Origin of the sequence: Shewanella sp. DAU305 (genome assembly GCF_026802235.1) — a bacterium.
In the GTDB taxonomy this organism is placed as follows: Bacteria; Pseudomonadota; Gammaproteobacteria; order Enterobacterales; family Shewanellaceae; genus Shewanella; species Shewanella baltica.
The window spans coordinates 4150005-4173444 of sequence record NZ_CP113808.1 but is presented as its reverse complement, the minus strand read 5'-3'; the positions used below and the strand labels follow the sequence as shown (position 1 = coordinate 4173444).

Genomic DNA, 23440 nt, shown 5'->3' with positions numbered 1-23440 from the left:
ATATGATCAAAACGACGATTTTCGACTTAGGCTCGGGTATAATCTGACTCGGAAATAGGTTGATTAACAACATAATTAAAAAGTGTTAACAATAGGGTGATGGTTAATGAATATATTGATGAGTTTAGTAGGGGTGGTCACCCTACTTGCGATAGGTTTCCTCCTATCGAATAACAAAAAAGCAATTAATTTGCGTACAGTGGGTGGCGCGTTAGCTATCCAAGCTGCTTTCGGTGGTTTTGTACTGTACGTTCCTGTTGGTAAAGACATTCTGAAAGGTATGTCTGATGCGGTTTCTAGCGTTATTGGTTACGCACAAAACGGTATCGGTTTCCTGTTCGGTGATTTAGCTAACTTTAAACTTGGCTTCATCTTCGCAGTTAACGTGTTACCCGTTATTGTGTTCTTCTCTTCATTGATTGCTGTGCTTTATTACTTAGGCATCATGCAGTGGGTTATCCGTATTATCGGTGGCGCGCTACAAAAAGCATTAGGTACAAGCCGTACAGAATCAATGTCAGCAACAGCTAACATCTTCGTGGGTCAAACTGAAGCGCCATTAGTGGTTCGTCCATTCATTCCAACTATGACGCAGTCTGAACTGTTTGCGATCATGGTGGGTGGTTTGGCGTCAATTGCGGGTTCAGTTTTGGCTGGTTACGCGCAGATGGGTGTACCTATCGAGTACTTAGTTGCCGCATCATTCATGGCAGCACCAGGTGGTCTATTAATGGCTAAACTGATGCACCCTGAAACTGAAGTTGCTAAGAACGACATGAGCGATTTGCCAGAAGATCCTGACAAACCAGCTAACGTGTTAGATGCAGCTGCAGCAGGTGCTTCATCTGGTATGCACTTAGCACTAAACGTAGGTGCTATGCTGTTAGCCTTCGTTGGTTTGATCGCTATGATCAACGGTATCATTGGTGGTATCGGTGGTTGGGTGGGCATGCCTCAGTTAACACTTGAGCTGATTCTTGGCTATGTGTTCATGCCGTTAGCATTCCTTATCGGTGTACCTTGGAATGAAGCATTAGTAGCAGGTTCTTTCATCGGTCAAAAGATCGTAGTTAACGAATTTGTTGCTTACTTAAACTTTGCTCCATACCTGAAAGACATCGCTGATGGCGGTATGGTAGTAGCTGAAACGGGTCTAGCAATGACTGACAGAACCAAAGCGATTATCTCCTTTGCTCTGTGTGGTTTCGCTAACTTGTCTTCAATCGCGATTCTGCTTGGTGGTTTAGGTGCTATGGCTCCTACTCGTCGCCATGACTTAGCTACAATGGGTATTCGTGCGGTTATCGCCGGCTCTTTAGCTAACTTAATGAGTGCGACACTTGCTGGTCTGTTCTTAGCTATGTAAGTTATTGAGCGACAGTCGGGGGAAACCCCACTAACTAGGTCCTGACCATGCAGGGCGGGACCTAAGTTAATTCAACCATTTTCCAGTAGTGATTCCTGTAGTGAATAGTTTCTCCAATTGAAAAACATAGAATGCAACTGAGATGTAGCTGTCATTCTGTCTTTAATGTCGTAGTTCTACGGTTAAGTTAATTAATCGTAATGTAGAAGTCGCGACTTTGTTCACAATTAAGAATTTTGTGTTTGTGATTTTACGCTAGATTATTGAGATTTTTTTTAATCTAGGTAGAATGCGAGCGCCACAAAAAGAACGCTACCCTCGATGGTAGCAAACAAGATAAATGGGGTTGATGATGAAAAACGTTAAAACTTTAGCTTTAGCCGCTACTGCTGTAGCTGCAATCTCTGGCAACGCATTTGCCGCTGATCGTACAGATCTTCACGGTACTGATTACAAGTGGATGCAGTTCAACGCTATGTACTCTATCGGTGAAAAACCAGAGAGCCCAGCGGCTGGCGATCAACATAACTACTTAGAAATGGAATTCGGCGGTCGTTCTGGCGTATTCGATCTATACGGTTATGTTGACGTATTCAACTTGGCAAACGAAACATCAAGCAATGGTGACAAGAATCCAGGTACAGGTAAAAGTAAGCTGTTTATGAAGTTTGCGCCACGTGTATCTATCGATGCGCTTACTGGTAAAGACTTGTCTTTTGGACCAATCCAAGAAGTTTACTTCTCTACTCTGTTCAACTGGGATGGTAATGTAGGCGAAGGCGTTAACTCTACTTTTTGGGGTGTTGGTGCTGACGTAAACGTGCCTTGGTTAGGCAAAACAGGCATGAACCTGTACGGTTACTATGACATGAACGCTAAAGAGTGGAATGGCTACCAGTTCTCTGCTAACTGGTTCAAGCCTTTCTACTTCTTCGATAACAAGAGCTTCCTGTCATTCCAAGGTTACATCGATTATCAATTTGGTGCTGACGAAGCATATTGGCCTGTTGTTGAGAATGGTCCTCTAGTTAAGGGTAAATCAACAAACGGCGGTAACGTATTCTTCGGTCTATACTGGCATTCAGATCGTTATGCTCTGGGTTATGGCTTGAAAGGCTTCAAAGATGTTTACTTACTAACTGATGATGGTGCTACTGGCCTAGAATCAACAGGTTGGTCACACTACCTGTCAGCAACTTACAAGTTCTAATCACTTGTAATCGTTGCTTGTTGGAGCCGCATTATGCGGCTCCATCTTTGTTTTACCATGAGTCTTTATCTCAGCCTATTAGGCTAATAAGTGGGTTTATATAAAGGTTTGTGTTTTTCTCGCGCTAAAATGGATTTTTCGCGGAAAAGTAGGAGCAAGATTTTATTCGTATCCTCTCTTCCGGTCTTCAAGGATTCAAGTCGTGGTCACTTATAAGTTATTTTAAGTGTCAGGATGCCTATTGCTCTTTATGACTTAGGCAAGATTGAATACCTACAACAAGGTAGTTTGTACAAGCAAATTACTCGGCACCGCCTGAAGGCCCGGCCATAAAAATAATCAAAATAATGCCACCTCTTATGCGTTGCTTTTATGCGACTGATTTCTATTCATTTAATTTTTATTTTGGAGAGCTATTATGACTGATTTAAAAAAAGCAGCACAACGCGCCATTGAGTTAATGGACTTAACGACTTTGAATGATGACGACACAGATCAAAAAGTGATCGACCTGTGCCACAAAGCGAAAACGGCTGCGGGCAATACTGCCGCTATCTGCATTTACCCACGTTTCATCCCGATTGCACGTAAGACGCTCGATGAAATCGGTGCTGAAGATATCCAAATCGCCACTGTAACTAACTTCCCCCATGGCAACGATGACATCGCCATTGCTGTACTCGAAACCCGCGCTGCCGTTGCCTATGGTGCCGACGAAGTTGACGTGGTATTCCCATACCGCGCGTTGATGGAAGGTAATGAAACGATTGGTTTTGAATTAGTCAAAGCCTGTAAAGAAGCCTGTGGTGAAGTCTTGTTAAAAGTCATCATCGAATCTGGCGTGTTAGCCGATCCTGCGCTTATCCGCCGTGCATCTGAGCTTTCAATCGATGCGGGTGCTGACTTTATCAAAACTTCTACGGGTAAAGTGCCTGTAAACGCCACACTCGAAGCGGCTGAAATCATGCTGACAGTGATCAGCGAAAAGAATACCCAAGTAGGTTTCAAGCCTGCCGGTGGTGTGCGTGATGCTGCCCAAGCGGCTGAGTTCCTCGGTGTTGCAGAGCGTATTTTAGGCGCTGACTGGGTCTCACCACGTACCTTTAGATTTGGTGCTTCAAGCTTATTAAACAGCTTGCTGCATACACTAGAACTGGCTGATGCGCCTAAGCCGACTCAAGGCTATTAATCGCAAACTATCGCTGATTAATACTATCAGCGTATAGCGAGCCTAATTAAGTGTGACCTAAATCTATTTGGCAAACTCAAAACTTCGATAGTATGAATTTGTAATATTGCTACAGTTTTGATGTTTCATTGCAAAGATAAGCGCTAGCGACAGGGTTGTTAGTGTCTATCTTGGAGGCAGTATCATGTTTCTAGCTCAAGAGATTATTCGTAAAAAACGTAATGGTTTAGCGCTAAGTTCCGAAGAAATACAGTTCTTTGTTCAAGGTATCACCACCAACTCCGTATCTGAAGGTCAGATCGCCGCATTAGGCATGGCGGTGTATTTTAATGACATGAATATGGATGAAAGAATCGCTTTAACGACAGCAATGCGTGATTCTGGCACTGTGCTTAATTGGCAATCATTGGGGCTCAACGGCCCTGTCATCGACAAACACAGCACTGGCGGTGTGGGCGATGTGATTAGTCTCATGCTTGGCCCTATGGCTGCGGCTTGTGGCGGTTATGTGCCTATGATTTCTGGGCGCGGCCTAGGTCATACTGGCGGTACACTCGATAAGTTTGATGCCATTCCGGGTTACCAAACTGAGCCTTCAAGTGAATTGTTCCGCAAAGTGGTTAAAGAAGTCGGGGTGGCGATTATTGGCCAAACGGGCGATCTCGTTCCTGCCGATAAACGCTTCTACTCTATTCGCGATAATACCGCCACCGTTGAATCCATTTCCCTCATCACAGCATCGATCCTGTCTAAGAAATTAGCCTGTAATTTAGATGCGTTGGCGATGGACGTGAAAGTCGGTAGCGGCGCTTTTATGCCAACCTATGAGGCATCGGAAGAATTAGCTCGCAGTATCGCCGCCGTTGCAAATGGCGCTGGTACTAAAACGACGGCTTTACTTACCGATATGAATCAAGTGCTTGCATCTTGTGCAGGTAACGCGGTTGAAGTGAAAGAAGCCATCGACTTTTTAACGGGTGCTTACCATAACCCGCGTTTATATGAAGTCACTATGGGTCTTTGTGCTGAGATGCTGCTCCTCGGCGGCCTTGCAAGCAATGAAGCAGATGCTCGCGCTAAACTGAATCGTGTACTCGACAATGGTCGCGCTGCAGAACTCTTTGGCAAGATGGTGTCGGGTCTTGGTGGTCCGGTTGATTTTGTTGAAAACTACAGTAAATACCTGCCGCAGTCACAAATTATTCGCCCAGTTTTTGCCGATATGCAAGGTTATGCCTATAGCATGGATACCCGTGAGTTAGGTTTAGCGGTTGTGACCTTAGGTGGCGGCCGCCGTAAGCCTGGCGATGCACTAGACTATAGTGTTGGCTTAACCCAAGTGTGTGCCCTAGGCGATAAAGTGGATTCATCGACGCCGATTGCCGTTATCCATGCACAATCTGAAGCCGCCTTCGCGGAAGCGGAACTCGCGGTGAAAAAAGCGATTCACATTGGTGAAACCGCTCCAGAAAAAACACCTGAGATCTATGCCTATATTCGTGCAGCGGATCTTTAAGGAAGAATTATGAAACGTACCATTATTATGATGTTGGACTCTTTTGGAGTCGGTGCTTCTGCAGATGCAGCAAGCTTTGGTGATGTCGGTTCCGATACTTTTGGTCATATTGCTAAAGCATGCGCCGAAGGCAAAGCTGATATTGGCCGTGAAGGTCCGCTGAAATTACCTAACTTAGCGCGCTTAGGTTTGGGTCATGCGGCGATGGAAAGCACGGGCGCCTTTGCCCCAGGTTTTGGCGATAATGTTGAGCTGATTGGTGCTTATGGTCATGCGCAAGAGTTAAGTTCGGGTAAAGATACGCCGAGCGGTCACTGGGAGATGGCGGGCGTACCCGTACTATTCGAGTGGGGTTATTTCAGCGAACACCAAAATTCTTTCCCTAAAGAACTGACGGATAAGATTTTAGCCCGTGCGGGTCTGGACGGTTTCTTAGGTAATTGTCATGCTTCTGGCACAACTATTTTAGAAGAGTTAGGCGAAGAGCACATGCGTTCTGGCATGCCTATTTTCTATACCTCAGCCGATTCTGTGTTCCAAATCGCCTGCCACGAAGAAACCTTCGGTTTAGAAAATCTCTATCGTCTTTGCGAGATAACCCGTGAAGAGTTAGAGCCTTACAACATAGGTCGTGTCATTGCCCGTCCATTTGATGGTACTGGCCCAAGTGACTTTGCCCGTACCGGCAATCGTAAGGATTATTCACTAGAGCCACCGGCAAAAACCGTATTAGACAAGCTGAAAGAAGCGGGCGGTGAAGTCGTGAGTGTGGGCAAGATTGCAGATATTTATGCTTACTGCGGTATCACTAAAAAAGTGAAGGCAAACGGTTTAGAAGCGCTTTTCGATGCGACCTTAGCCGAAGTGAAATCAGCGGGCGATAACACTATAGTGTTTACTAACTTCGTGGATTTCGACTCGCACTACGGTCATCGCCGTGATGTGGCAGGTTATGCCAAAGGGTTAGAATATTTCGATGCCCGTTTACCTGAAATGCTCGCATTATTGGGTGAAGATGATCTGCTGATTTTAACCGCGGATCACGGTTGCGACCCAACATGGCAAGGCACAGATCATACCCGTGAATATGTGCCAGTATTAGCTTTTGGCGCTGGATTGAAAGCCGGTTCTCTGGGGCGCCGTAATAGCTTTGCCGATATCGGCCAATCTATTGCAAGCCACTTTAAGCTTGAACCTATGGCCTATGGCGAATCGTTCCTTTAGGCAAATTAGCATTTATTTCGATTTGGCGGCTGACATTTGCCGCCAGTAAACAAAGACTTAAGTCTTAATAAAATAAACAGGGGTTATTTCGATGGCAACACCACACATTAATGCTGTAGAGGGCGCATTCGCTGAGACAATGCTGTTTCCAGGCGATCCATTACGTGCAAAATATATTGCTGAAACATTCTTAGAAAATGTTGAGCAAGTGACTGATGTTCGAAACATGCTAGGTTTTACTGGTACTTACAAAGGTAAGCGTATTTCAGTTATGGGTTCTGGCATGGGTATTCCTTCATGCTCTATCTATGCAACTGAATTAATTCGTGATTACGGCGTTAAAAACCTAATCCGTGTGGGTACTTGTGGTGCGATCAGCACTGACGTTAAAGTACGTGACGTGATCATTGGTATGGGTGCATGTACTGACTCAGCGGTTAACCGTTTACGTTTCAAAGGCCAAGATTTCGCCGCTATCGCTAACTATGAGCTGATGAATGCGGTTATCGAGTCTGCGAAAGTTCGTGGTACTAAAATTCGCGTAGGTAACATTTTCTCTGCGGACCTGTTCTACACTCCTGATCCACAAATGTTTGACGTGATGGAGAAAATGGGCGTATTAGGCGTAGAAATGGAAGCGGCTGGTTTGTATGGCGTTGCCCATGAGTTTGGTGCACGTGCCCTGTGCGTTGTGACTGTATCTGACCACATCCGCACCGGTGAAAAGACGTCTGCAGAAGAACGTCAAACCACATTCAATGACATGATCATCATGACATTAGAAGCGGCGATTACACTGTAACTGTGTAAGAGTGCGCTACTGAAAAAAGGGTTCGCATTGCGGACCCTTTTTTTATGCCAATTTTTAGTGGCTTTTCTATTCGACTTTATTATTTATGACTGTTATTAGAAATTGGTTGTTTATGGCTTATCTAGAACCTAGCTATCAATAGATGAGTTGTCCTATCTTCCTATCTATTGAGATAGAGATTAACCGGTTAAATCTGTGTCGAGATCGCTTGGCTCGCAGGGTGTTTTTGGCGTCGAGGTTTCGGCCGTAACGGCTGTTGCTTTAGTCGCGTGTTTTACCTGACGGACACTTTTAACCTTAGGTTTAACCTTTACAGGTGCCGCTTGTTCCGCATCATTTATCGCGTTTTCAACTTGGCTACTCGTTTCTAACGTTAATGATTTTTCTGACGTTTTTTCGGCCTTAGTTTGCAAGCTGGTCTGAGTGAGTTTATCGGTATTTGCCTCTGTCACTGCTTTTGGCGCCTTAGTGGGATTAGCCGCTTTCTCTTGTGGATGATCAGTGGTCAACACAGGTTGATCTTCGGTTAGCACTTGCGCTGAGCCATCACTCGCACTTTCAGCTGAGGATTCTTTCTTAGATTTTTTTGGCGATTGACGCAGCTTAACCCTAAAGCGGCGGCGGTCAAAATCGGCGCGTTTGAAAGACAAAGAGCGCGAAAGCAACATACCAATCAAGCCTGCAACCAGCAGCATGATTTGTTGTTGTTCCATGTTTAAGTTGTGGGCTTCTTTGATTTCGTTGAAAAACAGCTTGGTATCGAGCCTGACTTCGACATAACCTAGATTTTTCCCTTCTTGGATCACTGGCTCAACATAGGGAGGATATTTGCTTAGTAGCAAATTCATTTCTTCGGAGTCAGGATCGACAACATCCTTAGTGATACTTTGGGCGAAGGATAACCGCATGCCTTGGTCGCTGAAGATAGCCGCAGACATCACCTTAGGATCTTCCACTAAAGCACTGGCGAGCCATTGCAACTGCTCATCATTTTGCAGTTGTAGCGCGGGCGCTGCACCATAAGCGGTTTGCTGTACCAGTAATCTGGCCATCTTTTGAGTTTGGGACTTTAGAAGCAGCTGACCTTGTAGTAGGCTTGTTTGCCACAATTGTACTAAGCCGAATATCAAGGCGAAGGCGGCGGCAATTTGGATCAGTCTACTGATTTTATGGCTTTTCTTTAGCCCTTTAAGATATAACACTTTGACCCTTAAAATGTAGAGCGCTTGCCTAATCATAATTGATTCTGAGTGAGCCCGATAGTTGGAGAATTTAAGTCCGATGGAAAGCTTGAACCAAGATGCGCTTTTTTTGTGGTTAGTCTCTGACCATTCCCCAAGGTTTGAATGCCAAGGGCAAGTGTTTGAACGTTATCAAGAGTCAGCAAACCCCGCTGGTATTTCGCGTTTGCGGGTGATCTATCAAGATACGTTAGCGCAGGCAGGGATATCGGCCTGGATTGCGCAGTTGTCTCAGTCTGATGTTATCGGTATTGCCCATATCGAACGCCAAGTTGGCTTACATTGCATCGAGTTGGCGCTGGTGAATGTGCCTTCTCAGGCACAGTTAGCGGCGTTCCCTCAGTCTTTGGCTGAACTGCATGTGCTCCATGTTGATTTGCCTCGCTTGCATCATCCCGGCTTATTAGTGATGGACATGGATTCCACGGCGATTCAGATTGAATGCATTGATGAATTAGCGGCCATGGCGGGCGTTGGCGAGCGCGTGGCGGCGATTACTGAACGTGCTATGCAAGGCGAGCTGGATTTTGAACAGAGTCTGCGTCAGCGCGTGGCGCAGCTTAAGGGCGCTGATGCCAGTATTATCACGACTTTGTGCGATAACTTGCCTTTAATGCCAGGGCTTGAGCCCATGCTTTTGGAGCTTAAATCCCATGGCTGGCGCTTAGTGGTGGCATCTGGCGGTTTTACCCCTTTTGTGGGCCATTTAAAGCAGCTGTTAAGCCTAGATGCGGCCTTTGCTAATGAGTTAGTCATCACTGATGGCAAACTCGCGGGTGAAGTGACGGGTAAAGTCGTGGATGCGCAGTTTAAAGCGGATGTGGTTGAGCGTTGCAGTGAGCAGTGGGACATTCAAAAAGGTCAAAGAGTCGCTATCGGCGATGGCGCGAATGATATCCCTATGGTGATGGCGGCGGATTTTGGTATCGCTTTCCATGCCAAACCTAAGCTGGCAGCCGCGGCGGATGCGAATATTCGCCATCTTGACCTGCGCGTTTTACCTTATCTGTTGCAAATCTAGGTTATTCATTTATTTGAAATTTGAGTCGAGATGAAAGTCTAAGTAAGGGCTGAGTTAGAGTAATGACTCTTGTCTTTTATCGATGAGCTGGTAGTTTAGGGGGATTAAAAAACTACCAGTGACTCATTTTGACTCAGCTCGCCCAAGGCTCAACATCAAGCATTTCACAGTCTTCAATCTACCTGCCATACCGCGATGGACAGCTGCATCTACGGCAGTTATTACCGTCTGTGCCTGATGTTTCTAAAACGCCTATTCTCATGCTCCACGGTGCTATGTCTAACGGTCGGGTGTTCTATAGCCAAAGTGGCCGTGGCCTAGGCTGTTTTTTGGCTAAGGCGGGATTTATGGTGTATGTGCTGGATACCGCTGGCAGAGGGCTCAGTTTGCCGAAAATCGATCGTGATTTTACCTTAGGGCAAGGTGAAGTGATCCGCGAGCAATTACCTTTAGTGCAGCAGGCCATTCTCGATTTACATCAAAAAGCTTGTCAAGAACAAGCGGCTCAAGATGATCGCAAAGCCGTGGCGCCTTCGCAGGTGCATTGGTGCGCCCATTCATGGGGCGGCGTGTTAATGGCGAGTAGTCTGGCCCGTTATCCTGAGTTACAACAAAGCGTTCGTTCACTGCTTACTTTCGGTAGTAAGCGGACGATTCGGGTTAAGTCCTTCAAAAAGTGGTTGATGGTCGATGTCTTTTGGAATCGTCTAGCGCCAGGCTTAGCGATGGGCCAAGGTTACCTTGCCGCCGATAAGCTGCGCATCGGTATGGATAATGAGAGCCGCGCCTCGTTAGTTCAAAGTATCGATTGGGTGCAGGGTGATTGGATCGATCACGACGATGGATTTGATTATGCGAAAGCGGCAAAGCGCGCTAATTGGCCACCGGCTTGGTTTATCTCAGGGCAGAACGATACTGTGCTGGGGCATCCCGAAGATGTGGCGGATATGGTCGCAGAGTGCGGCTTTAAACGAGTTAAATCAACGCTTCTTTCTAAGGAGAATGGCTTTAAGCATGACTATGGTCATGCCGATATGCTGACGCATTTAGATGCCACCAGCGATCATTTTCCCAAAATTAGTGATTGGTATTTAAGTTTTGATTTGACGGTGTTAAATGGTTAAGACTGTTTCTTGTGGAGTACTGGGTATCTTAATTCAACCTCTTGGGTGATATCCAAGAGTTCACCGACGCCAATCACTCGCCATAGTTGTTCTTCTAATTGTTTGGCTTTATGGTTTGCATGAATATTAATGTATTCCAACTCGCGGCGCAGATAACTCATGTCTGGCTTCTCAGTCGCGCCTCGGTAAATGCGTAGGGCGATGAATCGGCCTAATGCTTTGCTCTGATTGATAAAGGTTATCTGAGCATCCACATCACCGACTTCCGTGGCGGGAGTACACTTTAAAAAGATTTTGCCACGTGATTGACGGATCAATTGAACAAACACTTCAATAAAATCCATATCTTGCTGGGGTTTCATCTGGCGAATAGGTTCGAGAATATCCCGTTTAAAGAAACCGTCTTTTAGCAGCGGCGCTAAATTATATTGCAGGGTATCTGAGGTGCCCGCAGCAAAAATATCGCTGATCTCATCTTGTCGCGTACCGACGCCTAAACACGCGACTTGGGCCGATTTTGTCGTTTTTTCAACAAAGTAGGGCACAGAATGCAGATCATGCATCAAAATGTTTTTTAAACCATCGGCAAGTTCATTAGCCTCACTATTGTTCTCGGTCAGTTGTTCTAGCTTTTCCTTATTATGGGCAATGAGTTTATTTAAAAACTCCACCCCCACATGAGGGGTATGGCCCATGACTGCGGTTAAATGCAGTGTCACGCCATTCTTGCGGGTGCGCACTAAACGGTAGGGGAGGTTATCTAGCTGTGTTTTGCCTGCAATAGTTTGTAGTTTGGGAAAGCTTAATAGTAGTGGTTTATTCGATGAGAAATCTGTCGGATTATCTAAGGTTAATTGCATGCCGCGGCTAGAAATATCTAAGGTAATGCCCGTGGCTTTTAGCTTGTCTTGCGTCACGTTGACTAAGGTTTTAAAGGCGAAACGAGCCTCTTGGCGTCGCTCGCTAAATTGCATGGAAACTAACTTAATTTGATTGGTGGTTAATCGTTGTTGACCAAAGGTTTTTAGGGCGTTGGCATTACTGTTGTCTTGCCAGGCTTTGTAATGCCCTCTGGCATCTTCATTGCTGACATCGATGAGCTGCAGTAAATGACTAAACTGCGATAACTGCTGTTCGACCAGCGGGCTGAATTTAGCCTCATCGCCCGGCAAAGTTGCACGGCCATAGCCTTTATCATGATAAATTTTATCTTGGGTGACTTTAAAAACTCGCCAGCTAGGTTTGGTCGACGCAAAGCCTAAAAATAAAGGCATCATGCCCTTAGCTTTAAGCTCGGCCAAGGTGGCAGAGTAAAAATATAAGCAGCCTTGGGCGTTATAGGTAAAACTAAAAAATAACCCGTGGTCGGGATTCTCTGGATGACTCAGTAGTGCCGATACTCGGGTTGGCGTCAACATGGCTGGTAACTGGCTGACATCATTCTCATCTTGAAAATAATGCACTATCTGTTGGTTGTCACGGCTGAGTAGCATGTGACTCAAACCTTGGGTTTGAGTATTGAAATACAAAGGCAAGTGAGGCAGGTGGGGTAAATAATGGCGTTCAAATCCGAGTCCTGTTGCACTCACTATCACATCATTGACATCTACCTTGTAACGCAGTTTATAGCCGCGGATTAAATTGCCGAGCATTTCACTTAAGGCTTCGCTGCCACCAAGGCGTTTGAGTCTTAGCCAAATATATTCGCCATTGGTTTGGCTATCGACAATCTGATAATCCACTCCTAGCTGGAGATCTGGATAGTAAAACTCTTCACTGAGTTCCAGTAACTTAACTTTGAGTGGTTGGTCGAGATCGAAGGGATGATTGGCTGCAAGACGAATACGGGCGCCGCCGATAGATAAATCTGCCGTGATCCCTGGCACTTCACCGCGACCCGTTTGTGATGCCGCAATGCGAATACTGTAATTCATCCGTTCTTCGGCGCGGTTGAAATAGCTGCCTAATACCACGCCGGGCACCATAAAAGGTTCTGGTTCGGCGGCTTCAACTTGAGTCACACCTTGACGTAATTTTACCCGACGCTGTTGGTGAGCATTGAGCACATACTCATACACACCTAAGGTATATTGGTTGCGAAACAGTGACATGGCCTCATGCATACTGTTTTTAGCGGGCTCGTCTAAAAAATGTCGCTGTTGGCCTAACATGACTTCAGTACAAGCAAGCTCAGATTTATCCCTGAGATCGATAATTCGAGTGCAAGGCGAAGCCAAACGACTCAATTCCATTTTCACAAGAAAACGGGTCGAATTGGTTTCATCTATCGTCAGCTGCTGGAAAATCTCTTGGAAGTTAGGTTCCATGAGTAACGGCTTGAGCTGTTCGATGAGTGCACTATGGTTATCTAAACTCATGTAGGGTTCTTTTTAATGCTTATTTTGTATTGGACTGTTAGTCTTATGTCGGCAGTATTCATCGTTACTTAAATTGATTTTATACAGATTTTAATGAGTTATGGCAAAGAATAAAACAGCGTACGTGTGTAATGAGTGTGGACAAGACTTCCCCCGTTGGCAAGGGCAATGCAGTGCTTGTCAGGAATGGAATACGATTACTGAGGTCAGGCTCGGTGCGGCCTCTCCTGGGCGCAGTACTAAGTTTGTCGGTTATGCCGGTGCGAGCAGTAATGAAGTGAAGACATTAGATCAAATCGATCTCAATGCTCTGCCACGAATATTGAGCCATTTCGGGGAGTTAGATCGAGTGCTCGGTGGCGGGATAGTGCCAGGTTCAGCCATTTTGATTGGCGGACATCCTGGTGCGGGTAAGAGTACGCTTTTATTGCAAACCCTGTGTCATCTGGCCGAGCAAATGCCTGCACTGTATGTCACGGGTGAAGAATCCTTGCAGCAAGTGGCGATGCGCGCCCATCGTCTTGGTTTACCAACTAATCAACTGCGGATGTTGTCTGAAACCAGCGTTGAACAAATTTGCGAAGTGGCCCTCAAAGAATTACCAAAGGTCATAGTGGTTGATTCGATTCAAGTGATGCACATGAGCGATGTGGCATCGAGCCCAGGCAGTGTGTCGCAAGTACGTGAATCCGCCTCTTACTTAACGCGTTTTGCGAAGGAAAATGGTATTGCCGTGATCATGGTCGGCCATGTGACTAAAGATGGTAGTCTGGCAGGGCCTAAGGTATTGGAGCATTGTATTGACTGCTCTGTGATGTTCGAAGGCGATAGCGATAGCCGCTACCGCACCTTGCGTTCCCACAAAAACCGGTTTGGCGCCATCAATGAGTTAGGCGTATTTGCCATGACAGAGCGCGGCTTAAAAGAAGTCGCCAATCCTTCGGCAATTTTCCTTTCCCGTGGTGAAGAGGAATCTTCTGGCTCGCTTGTTATGGTGGTTTGGGAAGGCACGCGGCCGCTACTGGTGGAACTGCAAGTGCTGGTGGATAACTCAGCCATGTCTAATCCGCGCCGAGTGGCTGTGGGTATGGATGCCAACCGTTTAGCTATGTTGCTTGCCGTGATGCACCGCCACGGCGGTTTACAGATGTCAGATCAGGATGTATTTGTGAACGTGGTGGGCGGCGTGAAAGTGACAGAAACCAGTGCCGACTTAACCTTGTTACTTGCTATGGTATCGAGTTTTCGCGGGGATATTTTACCTAGCGATTTAGTCGCCTTTGGTGAAGTGGGGCTGTCGGGTGAAATTCGTCCTGTGCCTAATGGCCAAGAGCGATTAATCGAAGCCGCTAAACATGGTTTTAAGCGCGCCATAGTGCCCAAGGCCAATGTGCCGAAAAAGCCTCCTGCGGGGATGGAAGTCGTGGGTGTGTCTAAGTTATCTGAAGCGCTAGAAGCGATTTAACATCAAATGCTCGCGAGTGAGATTAATGTCAGCAAGCAAAACAGCGCCATTAGGCGCTGTTTGTGTTTGTGAGCGAGTGTCTTAATCTGCGATATTGTGTTTTTCGATAAACAACATAAGTTCGCGATTCAGCAAGGAAGCATCACCTAAGTTAAGCTCCACCATACGTTTTAGATGGCTGATGCTGTCGACGTCGATGAAGTTACACTTCAAGCCTAATTGGGCATTTTTTTGATGGACCAACTCAGTTTCCATACGGATCTCAATATCAGATTCGGGCAAGATAAAACTGAGGGTAATAGCATCACCCGAGTGGATAAAATTTTGCGGCTCTTCGACCAAAGCGCCATTTAGACTCAAATCGAGAATGGTCGTCTCCCACTGTGCAACACCTTGTTGTAGATGTGCATTCGTGGCAAATAGAATCCGCGAAAACTTGCGCCTTTCGTCCATACCCAATCCTTTTTCTTTCATAGTCAGCTAAGTGTAGTCCCATCAGTGTCCCTAAGCATATGTCATATTGATGTGACTGTAAAAGCAGAGCAATTTTTTGTTCAATAAAGCTACCGAGATCGCATATTTAACCTTTCACGCATATGCAAATATGAAAAAGTATGAATAATTCACGTAAGTAAAATAAGAGAAATTGAAAATGACTTATAGTGTGCTCGTTGTCGATGATGAAGCGGTTATTCGTGCGCGATTGAAGGGATATTTTGAAAAGGAAGGTTATCGCGTCGTTGAAGCTGCCGATGGCGAGCAAATGTGGTACGAATTTAATCGCCAACATATCGATTTGATCATGCTAGATATCAATTTGCCCGGTGTCGATGGTTTGAGCCTGACCCGTGAGCTGCGCAGTCGCTCCCATGTGGGCATCATTCTGGTGTCTGGGCGGGATGAATCTATCGACAAAATCGTTGGTCTCGAAATGGGCGCCGATGATTATGTGACTAAACCTTTCGAACTGAGGGAGTTGCTGGTTAGGGTAAAAAACCTTCTGTGGCGGATTTCCCTTGTGAAGCAAGCTGAGTTGGCGGTCGCCGAAGAATTATCTCAACCGGACGATGTGATCAGTTTCGAAGGTTATCAACTCGAACTTAACAGTCGCAAATTACGCCATGGCGATGCGTTGATCAAACTCACCAAAGCGGAATTCGAGTTACTGGCCGCATTTGCCCTGCATCCGCAGCAAGTCTTATCCCGCGAGCGTTTAATGCAGCAAACCAGCCACCGTAATCTGGATGTTAATGACAGAACGATCGATGTGATCATTCGCCGTCTTCGCAATAAACTCGACACTGAATTGTTTGTCACTATTCATGGTGAAGGCTATTTATTTGCCGCTAAAGTGGACGATTAATGCGAGTTAGGTCGTACTTGGTACAGAGGGTAAAAGTCGGCTTCCGCTAGGCTTAAATCTAATTGGGACAAAGTGTTAGAGGATGATGTTCGCTTGATGATTGCTGGGCCTATATCGCCAAATGCCTTAGCGCCTTCAAGTTGTTTCACTGTGACATCAATTGCTAGTTTCCCCTGTAACACGACTAAATCATCATTGCTGTAGATGACTTTTTCCCGTTTTAGCCCACGTAAAATGGCGGGGGACAAGTAACTGCTTACTAGCTTGACTCTGTTACTTAATCCCTTTTGTTTCAAAGTACTAATGGCGGCCTCAATCGCCACTGCGCTGCCGAGAATATAATCCGGCTGCTGAGCTTTAAGTAGCATCTGCAACTGGTCACGATACAAATTGCGATTATTATCGGCGTGCTGAATGGCACTAATCTTGACTTGGCTCCCTTCAAGCGCCTGACGTATACCTTGCTCAACTAAATCAGTGCCACCTAGATTTTCCGGTCCGGCTAGGAGTGCCAAATTTGCCGTTTGTTGCGGATGTTGTGATGTTGCATCGGCTTTGATGAAGTTACCCGCCAGTAGTCCCATTTGATACCAGTTGACGCCAATATGGGTTTGGACTCGGTCGCTATTAAGTTTATTGACTAGGGCTAGCACGGGTTTAGTCAGTGGCGCGGTAAATTGGGCAAGTAAATCAGGGCTGACTGAGCCCAGTAAGATGGCATCATAGTCGCCTTGCATACAGCTTTGGAGCTGAGCCAGTTGCTTATCTATATGGTAATAACTGCCAGCTTCGAAGAGATCGAGTGAGACGCCAAGGGTTTTCGCATGTTGGATCAGTCCATAATCAATGCCAATCCAGTAGGCATCTTTGAGGTGTGGCACTAGGGCGCAAATCCGCCAAGGCTGTTGAGCTTTTGTCAGCGGTAAGTAGTTTAATGTTTGGGATTGCTGGATTTTGACATTGAATGGCGTGCGCTGCTCTAATGGCCAAGTGAGGGGGTCACTTGTCGCATAGCCTGAAAACACGAGGCCAAATGTGGCGAGTGTGAACCATCGTTGCCAATATTTTCGCATCATCCCGTATTATCCGCTAAGCATAATCTTGGGTGGCATTGTAACAGTTTAAGGAAGATGTGTGGCTCCTTTATCTTTATCGCGAACCAGTTTAACCGGTCGATTAATGCTCGCCTTCAGTGTGTTAGGCGTATTGTTGATGCTGCTTGTTAGCTTAGGCAGCTTAAGTCTGCATTGGTTAAAACAGGCCGACAGTTACTTGTACGAAGAGTCGCTCCCCGCATCCCAAGCGGCAAGGCAGCTAGTGCAAGCTTCTAATGCCTTGTCCGATGGTGTGCAGCAGTTAGGGCGGGTAGAAGATGAACGACAACGGGAGTTTATTGGTCGTAAACTGAGCCTTGAAAGTGTCAATATGTTTAATGGCATCAAAACCTTAACTATATTGGATGTTAACGAAGGCCAAAATCTGAATCAGCTGGCCGAACAAATCATCAGCCAATTAACTTCACTTGGCAAAAGTGTGGGTCGGCGTTTGACCATGGGCGATGAACTGCAGCTGAAGGCCCATGAATTGTCCATTGCAGCAGGACATGCCTCCGAATTACTTCAATCTGAGCTCGCCGTCGTGAATTCTGCCATCTTGGCGAAGTTGAGTCAGGCCTATCCTGATATGGCAGGCGCGAAGCGCAGCGGCCGATTACTCGACGATGTGATTGAGGGCGAACTTGATATTCAAGAGCAGCTCAATCGTGCCCTTAAGTTAGTTCATCAAATTGCCTTGTTAAGTCAGTTATTTGAATCCTCCGAATTGCAGTCAGAATTGCAATTAAGTGTGCCGAATTTGCTGGCGACGTTTGAAAGCACGAATCCTTCCCCGAGTTTTTCGCTTCCTGAGCCTGAGATGGCGACGGCAATGGACAGGGCGCTTGCCCATAAGACGGATTCAGCGCTTGCTTCGAGTGACATCAATATCGATTTGATGGCACTCGATAATGTGCCCGAGATAATTCGCGATCCGGGGCGTTTGCAGGCGTTAAAAACCGAATTAGCAGTGTTAGCGCACACACCACAAATCATTAAGTTACAACGGGAATTAAGCCAAACACTGCAGCAGCAACAGCGTCAGCAGCAAGAGTTAGCCGAAAAGCTCTATGGACTCAATACGCTGGTGGATAGAGCCCTAAATCAACAGCAACAACAAGCTGAATTAGCACGTAGTGATTATCTACACCAATTGTCCCTTGCTAGGCTTGGGCTTTGGGGCACAGGTGCCTTGATGTTTGTGGTGATTGGCTTTGTGATCTATCGAGTGATTTATCGCGGTATCGCCCTTAGGTTAAATCAGGCGACCGAGGCTATGTCCCGCTTGAGCTTAGGTGACACGAACGTGAGTTTAGAGGCCCACGGTGATGATGAACTGACTGCGATGGCAAATGCTATCGAAGCCTTCAAGCGTAAAACTGCCCATAATCTTAAATTACAGGCTGATTTACGTCAGGTGGCAGATGAGTTGACCGAGCATAAAAAGGCGTTGGAGCAAACGGTTGCTGCCCGCACGCAAGAGTTAGCCGATACCAATAATCGCCTCGATGCCGAAGCCAAGGGCCATGCTAAAGCAAGGCAAATAGCCGAAGAGGCGAGTCAGGCAAAATCCCAATTCCTTGCGACCATGAGCCACGAAATTCGCACACCTCTCAACGGTTTACTCGGCACATTAACCTTGCTCGGTCACAGTAACTTACCGCCAGCGCAGCAGCAAATGTTAGCGCTATCGCAATATAGCGGCACTTTATTACAAACCGTGTTGAACGATATTTTGGATTTTTCGCGCCTTGAACAAGGGAAACTCAGCCACGAGCCAAGGCCAACCGATATCAATAGCTTGCTCGATGAAGTGCTGGCGATCATGGTTGCGGGTGCAAATTTAGCTGGGCTCAGCCTCAAAATGAACAAGCCTAAGTTACCAAGCTGCATCAATATCGATGGGCCTAAGTTGCGCCAAGTATTGTTCAACCTAATCGGCAATGGCATTAAATTTACGCAAGAGGGCTGCGTGACGCTAACTGTTAGTCTGCAAGGCACCCAATTGTCCTTCGTCGTGCAGGACACGGGCGTTGGTATTGTGCCTGCGGCACTCGATAAATTGTTTATGCCCTACAGTGCTTTACCTAATCAAGGTCGCAGTCGCGGCACGGGTTTAGGGCTCGCCATTTGTAAGCAATTGGTTGAGTTAATGGATGCTAGCGGCCGCGGGATTTGGGTTAAAAGCCAGCCAGGAAAAGGCAGTGAGTTTGGTTTTGAACTGGCCTTTAATGAATGCGATATGACCTATGTCAAAGCGGTAACAGAGAGGGTATTAGTGCCTACTCGCCAAGTGCTGGTGGTAGAAGACAATAAAGTGAATGCTATGGTGGCGCAGGGATTTTTAGCGCACTTAGGTCACAAGTCAGTGCTTGCTGTCAGTTGCCAGCAGGCGCTTGAATTTGTTGAGTCTAACGGCTTGGTTTTCGATGCTGTGATGCTGGATATTCAGCTCAGTGATGGTTCTGGAATCGATTTATTGCCGCAGCTAAAAAAGTTGATCGCCAATCCTAATGTGAAGTTTGCCGCCTTTACCGCCCAAATGCAGAGCGAAGATTTACAGCATTATCGCGAGGCGGGATTCGATACTGTTTTGGCTAAGCCTCTGAGTCTACAAACCCTTACAGAATGGCTTGGCGTTGCGGTTTCTCCCTTGTCTGCATCCATTTCATCATCGACCGTTAATGACCAGTTATCTGCGCCGCTTCAAGTCGCAACGGTAGCTAAGATTGGAGCGACAATCGCGGATGTCGATGATGAGCCATTATTAGACCTCAAGCAGTTAGCGCAGGATAAGGATGTACTCGGCAGCGAAGCTATGATGTCTATGTTTGACCTTTTTAGCGATTCGAGTCGTGAGCAGCTTGCCAAGCTGTCGGTAGCTAATAACCCTAAGGAAGATGTCGCCAAGTTGCTACACGCGCTTAAGGGCAGCAGTGCCAGTATGGGACTGATAGCGTTAGCTAAATTATGTAAGGAGTTAGAACTGACGTTAAAAGCCAGTGCAAATAAAGACAGTGTAAATAAAGCCAGTGCCGATAAAGCATTGGAGCACAGTGAATTTCAGCGGCTTGAGTCTTGTCGGCAGGCATCCATTGCCGCCTTGAGCCAATGGTTAGCTGCACAAAACGACTGAACTTGCCGGCTCATCAACCCACCTGCTCATCAACCTATTGGGTAGCGTTAGCCTAAAGATAAGTCGCTCTAGAATGTTTAGCTAATCACCGCCTCAGCGGTTTCAAACTGTGCGATATCTTGCTTAACCCACGCTAAGGTGAGTGTGGCAACGGCACTATAAAAACCGTTTTTGTCGCATTGAGTGAGTTGGTCAATAAATTTTGCTAACCAGGAGTCGATGCAGGTTTGCAAAAAGCTTAATTGGACACTGTCTTCACTGTGACAACATAAGTGCGCCATATAGGCGAGCATTACGGCCAAATGGTCGGCGGGCTCAGGGAAATGACTCTGCACTTGTAGTTTGCTCTGGTGTAAAAACTCACTCATCTGTTGATGTTGTTGACCAAATAGCAGAGGTTCATCTTCGCCACTCAAATACAGGCTAGCATAGGGTGAAGCGCTGTGTTTGGTGCCAACGAGAAATAAACCGCAGTAATCCGCCGCGAGTTCGAGTAACGCTTCATCATCTTTTATCCCATTGAGCGTGCTGCGAATTTTATCCACTGACTGAGTGAAATTAGCCTCTAGGCTAAGCTGTTCCCAGAATTGCTGCGCCGCTTCGCTGGTGAGTTCTTTAAGTCTTTGCTCGTCAACTTCGCGGGCGAACAGTGATGATAACAGCTGATAAACCAAGGCTCTGGCGTGGTTGATATCGACTTGACTCATTGTATATTCCTCAACACGCCCTAGTTTTGGCGCTAAGATTGGATGCTGAGACGCGCCGCGTTCGGCGCATCCAGCGTTTCGGTTTTAAGGTTAGATTTCGACTTCGATCGGGCCATCGAAGGAGCTGACCTTAGGTACTTTGCCTTGGTATTTTTCAAACTCGACTAAGCAAGTATAGGCTGAGCAAGCTTGGGCAAGTTTAGAGGTGCCTATGTCTAAAGTGAGAGTGTTAGGATCGCCATAACTACACAGGGCGCCGACTTCTGCTCCCCCTTCAACGCTGCCATCTTTGCCCACAGGCCCATACCACGCGCCTTCGTGAATTCGCACAATCCCTTTAGGGAAGTTGTCCGATACCACAGCACCTGCCAACAGTTGGCCACGGTCGTTAAAGACTCGCACTATATCGCCATCTTTGATGCCACGTGCTTTTGCGTCGACAGGGCTGATATACACAGGCTCACGGCCATTGACTGCGTAAGTCTCGCGGTATTCTCGCGACTCACACATTTGCGAGTGTAAACGTTTGTCTGGATGGCATGACTGCAACCAAATCGGATGCTTGTCAGAGCCAGGACCACCATGACTACGCTCGGTTTTTTCCATCCACGTAGGGTGACCTTTACAGTCATCGTAACCGAATTGATCAATCTTACGGCTAAAGATTTCAATTAAACCTGAAGGCGTGCCTAGTGGATTGATTTCAGGATCGTTTCTAAAGTCTGCATGGCGCGTCCAGACTTCACCGTCACCAAAATGCACATAACCTTGTTTCCAGAAAGTCGCAAAGTCAGGCATCTCAAACTTGCCCGCGTTGGCGTCTTTACATTCGTTATAGAGGGTTTCTAACCACTCCATTTCGCCCATGTTACGGGTGTATTCTTTCTCTTTGCCGAGCAGCGCGGCAAAGCGAGTGAAAATTTCAAAATCCGACAAGCTATCAAACAGTGGCTCAACCATCTTTTGCATGGCTAAAATACCGCGGTTAGCATAGGCGCCGTAAACGTCGATATCGTTGCGCTCATAGGTAGTACAAGCGGGCAGTACGATATCCGAGAAGCGGCAAGTTGCCGTCCAGTTCACATCGACAGTGACCACACACTCAAGCTTATGGAAGGCTTGCTTCATACGGTTTCTGTCTTGGTGATGGTTCCAAGGATTATTACCCGAGAAAATCATCATCTTGATGTCGGGGTAAACTACTTTCGAGCCGTTAGCATCAATGGTTTTGCCGGGTTCGAGAATCGCATCAATCCAGCGGGCAACGGGAATCGTGCTGCTCGCGCCCTTGAAGTCTGAGCTATCAAAGAGTGGCTTTTGATTTTCGTCCAAGTTACGGGGGAAAGCACCTGGCGCCGCGGCACCCGATGAAGGCACGCCGATACTCGAGTAGTGGTGACCATAACTGATGCCACCACCGGGTAGCCCGATTTGGCCGATCATGGTCGCCAGTACCGCCGCCATCCAATAGGGTTGTTCGCCGTGTTGCTGGCGCTGGATGCACCAACCCATCATGAACTGAGTGCGACCCTTGACTAAGGTTTTGGCTAAATCGCGGATAACATGGGCTTCAACACCACAGATAGGCGCGGCCCATTCTGGGGTTTTGGCGACGCCATCTTTAGTGCCCATCACATAGGGCACAAACTCTTCAAAGCCTAGGCTGTAGCCTTGGATAAATTTATCGTCGTAGAGCTTTTTGCTGATCATCTCGTGGGCGATCGCCAGCATTAAAGTCACGTCTGTCTGTGGGTTAACGTAGAGTTGCTCACAGCCCAAATAGGCTTGGGTCTTAGTCACCACAGGGTCGATACTGATAACGCGGATCTTGCCTTGCTTCACTTTCTCTTTTAACTGCGCAAGATAGGCAAAAGATTCATGGGTTTCCGCATTCCAACCCACTTGCAGGTTCTTGTAAGGATCGTTCGACCAGAGCACGATAGTGTCGCTGTGTTCTAAGATCAGCGGCCATGAAGTGCCTTGGGCATACACTTCGGTTGAACCTAACACATAGGGCAGAATCGTTTGGCCTGCACCTGTGGAGTAGTCGCCGATTTTCTTCACATAGTTGCCGTGCATCCCCACCGCACGTTGCATATGACTCGTGCTGGAATGCAGTTGACCCGTGGCGCGCCAACCGGTTTGACCCGCATGCAGACCTGATGGACCGTATTGGGTTTGGACTTCATCTAATGAATGCTTAAACAGTGTTAATGCCTTGTCCCACGTTACGCGAACAAAGCGGAAATCACCCCGTTGATGGGTATTACTCCTATGACCTTTGAGTAAAAAATCTAATCGAACCATAGGGTAACGTACACGGGATGGATTGTAGACCATGCCGCGGATGCCGTTAATCATATCCGTTGGATACTTATCTAAGTCGAAGGGTTTCACTTCGGCAATGACGCCGTTTTTGCGCTTCATTTTAAAGGCGCCGAAGTGTGAACCTGTAGTTAGCCATTCGTCTTCATTGATGCCCGCTTTGGCTAAGGCATTTAAGGGCGCTAACACTGAGCTGCCACCTAAGACAACGAAAGAGGATGAGGCGATACCCTTTAAAAAGTCTCTTCTGTTCATGGTATTACTCCCGAA

At 46.8% G+C, this 23440-nt stretch carries 17 protein-coding genes; 11 read left to right on the top strand and 6 right to left on the bottom strand.

The genetic code is table 11. From position 1 onward, the window contains the following. Nucleotides 1-106 precede the first annotated feature (106 nt). The 6 genes from OX890_RS17690 to deoD all read left to right on the top strand — a co-directional run bounded on the left by OX890_RS17690 (nt 107) and on the right by deoD (nt 7307). Complete coding sequence (locus OX890_RS17690; RefSeq protein WP_006086933.1) at nt 107-1366, top strand: NupC/NupG family nucleoside CNT transporter; 1260 nt, start codon at nt 107-109, stop codon at nt 1364-1366. A gap of 352 nt (nt 1367-1718) precedes the next feature. After that, a complete protein-coding gene (locus OX890_RS17685; RefSeq protein ID WP_012089878.1) occupies nt 1719-2576 on the top strand; it encodes a nucleoside-specific channel-forming Tsx family protein in 858 nt (285 codons plus the stop codon). Nucleotides 2577-2994: 418 nt separating this feature from the next. Beyond that, nucleotides 2995-3765, top strand: coding sequence for a deoxyribose-phosphate aldolase (gene deoC, locus OX890_RS17680; protein WP_006086931.1), 771 nt, complete (start codon nt 2995-2997; stop codon nt 3763-3765). A 184-nt stretch (nt 3766-3949) separates the two neighbouring features. After that, nucleotides 3950-5281: a thymidine phosphorylase gene (gene deoA / locus OX890_RS17675; protein ID WP_268649658.1), complete on the top strand. Its 1332-nt coding sequence runs from the start codon at nt 3950-3952 to the stop codon at nt 5279-5281. Nucleotides 5282-5290: 9 nt separating this feature from the next. Further along, on the top strand, nt 5291-6505 hold the full coding sequence (locus OX890_RS17670; protein ID WP_106651298.1) for a phosphopentomutase: 1215 nt from the start codon (nt 5291-5293) through the stop codon (nt 6503-6505). Nucleotides 6506-6596: 91 nt separating this feature from the next. After that, nucleotides 6597-7307, top strand: coding sequence for a purine-nucleoside phosphorylase (deoD, locus tag OX890_RS17665; protein ID WP_006082701.1), 711 nt, complete (start codon nt 6597-6599; stop codon nt 7305-7307). Nucleotides 7308-7495: 188 nt separating this feature from the next. Here deoD and OX890_RS17660 read toward each other — a convergent pair whose 3' ends face one another. Continuing rightward, complete coding sequence (locus OX890_RS17660; protein WP_268649657.1) at nt 7496-8554, bottom strand: YtjB family periplasmic protein; 1059 nt, start codon at nt 8552-8554, stop codon at nt 7496-7498. Between the two features lie 43 nt (nt 8555-8597). Here OX890_RS17660 and serB point away from each other — a divergent pair, with 43 nt between their 5' ends. Continuing rightward, on the top strand, nt 8598-9578 hold the full coding sequence (serB, locus tag OX890_RS17655) for a phosphoserine phosphatase SerB (protein ID WP_268649656.1): 981 nt from the start codon (nt 8598-8600) through the stop codon (nt 9576-9578). A gap of 128 nt (nt 9579-9706) precedes the next feature. After that, nucleotides 9707-10702, top strand: coding sequence for an alpha/beta fold hydrolase (locus tag OX890_RS17650; protein WP_268649655.1), 996 nt, complete (start codon nt 9707-9709; stop codon nt 10700-10702). Here the strand turns inward: OX890_RS17650 and OX890_RS17645 are convergent. After that, nucleotides 10699-13080, bottom strand: coding sequence for a PilZ domain-containing protein (locus OX890_RS17645; protein ID WP_268649654.1), 2382 nt, complete (start codon nt 13078-13080; stop codon nt 10699-10701). The two genes, OX890_RS17650 and OX890_RS17645, sit on opposite strands and share 4 nt — an antisense overlap. Before the next feature lie 100 nt (nt 13081-13180). Here OX890_RS17645 and radA point away from each other — a divergent pair, with 100 nt between their 5' ends. Beyond that, nucleotides 13181-14545 carry a DNA repair protein RadA gene (gene radA, locus OX890_RS17640; protein ID WP_268649653.1) on the top strand — a complete coding sequence of 455 codons (1365 nt, stop codon included), beginning with the start codon at nt 13181-13183 and terminating at the stop codon, nt 14543-14545. Between the two features lie 81 nt (nt 14546-14626). Here radA and OX890_RS17635 read toward each other — a convergent pair whose 3' ends face one another. After that, the gene (locus OX890_RS17635; protein WP_006086924.1) at nt 14627-14998 is read right to left on the bottom strand and encodes a PilZ domain-containing protein; all 372 of its coding nucleotides are present in this window, start codon (nt 14996-14998) and stop codon (nt 14627-14629) included. A gap of 199 nt (nt 14999-15197) precedes the next feature. On the opposite strand from OX890_RS17635, the gene torR reads away from it, so the two are divergent. Next, entirely contained in the window at nt 15198-15908 is a 711-nt protein-coding gene (gene torR / locus OX890_RS17630) for a two-component system response regulator TorR (RefSeq protein ID WP_012587046.1), read from the top strand. Here torR and torT read toward each other — a convergent pair. Then, entirely contained in the window at nt 15905-16981 is a 1077-nt protein-coding gene (gene torT / locus OX890_RS17625; protein WP_442800910.1) for a TMAO reductase system periplasmic protein TorT, read from the bottom strand. The genes torR and torT overlap by 4 nt on opposite strands. 61 nt (nt 16982-17042) lie before the next feature. Between torT and torS the strand changes: the two genes are divergently transcribed. After that, nucleotides 17043-20138 (top strand): TMAO reductase system sensor histidine kinase/response regulator TorS, encoded by a 3096-nt coding sequence (torS, locus tag OX890_RS17620; RefSeq protein ID WP_268649651.1) that lies wholly within the window; start codon nt 17043-17045, stop codon nt 20136-20138. Between the two features lie 77 nt (nt 20139-20215). Here the strand turns inward: torS and torD are convergent, their stop codons facing one another. Together torD and torA are read right to left on the bottom strand one after the other, a co-directional pair. Beyond that, a complete protein-coding gene (torD, locus tag OX890_RS17615; protein ID WP_268649650.1) occupies nt 20216-20845 on the bottom strand; it encodes a molecular chaperone TorD in 630 nt (209 codons plus the stop codon). A gap of 90 nt (nt 20846-20935) precedes the next feature. Further along, nucleotides 20936-23425 carry a trimethylamine-N-oxide reductase TorA gene (gene torA, locus OX890_RS17610; RefSeq protein ID WP_268649649.1) on the bottom strand — a complete coding sequence of 830 codons (2490 nt, stop codon included), beginning with the start codon at nt 23423-23425 and terminating at the stop codon, nt 20936-20938. Nucleotides 23426-23440: the final 15 nt, after the last annotated feature.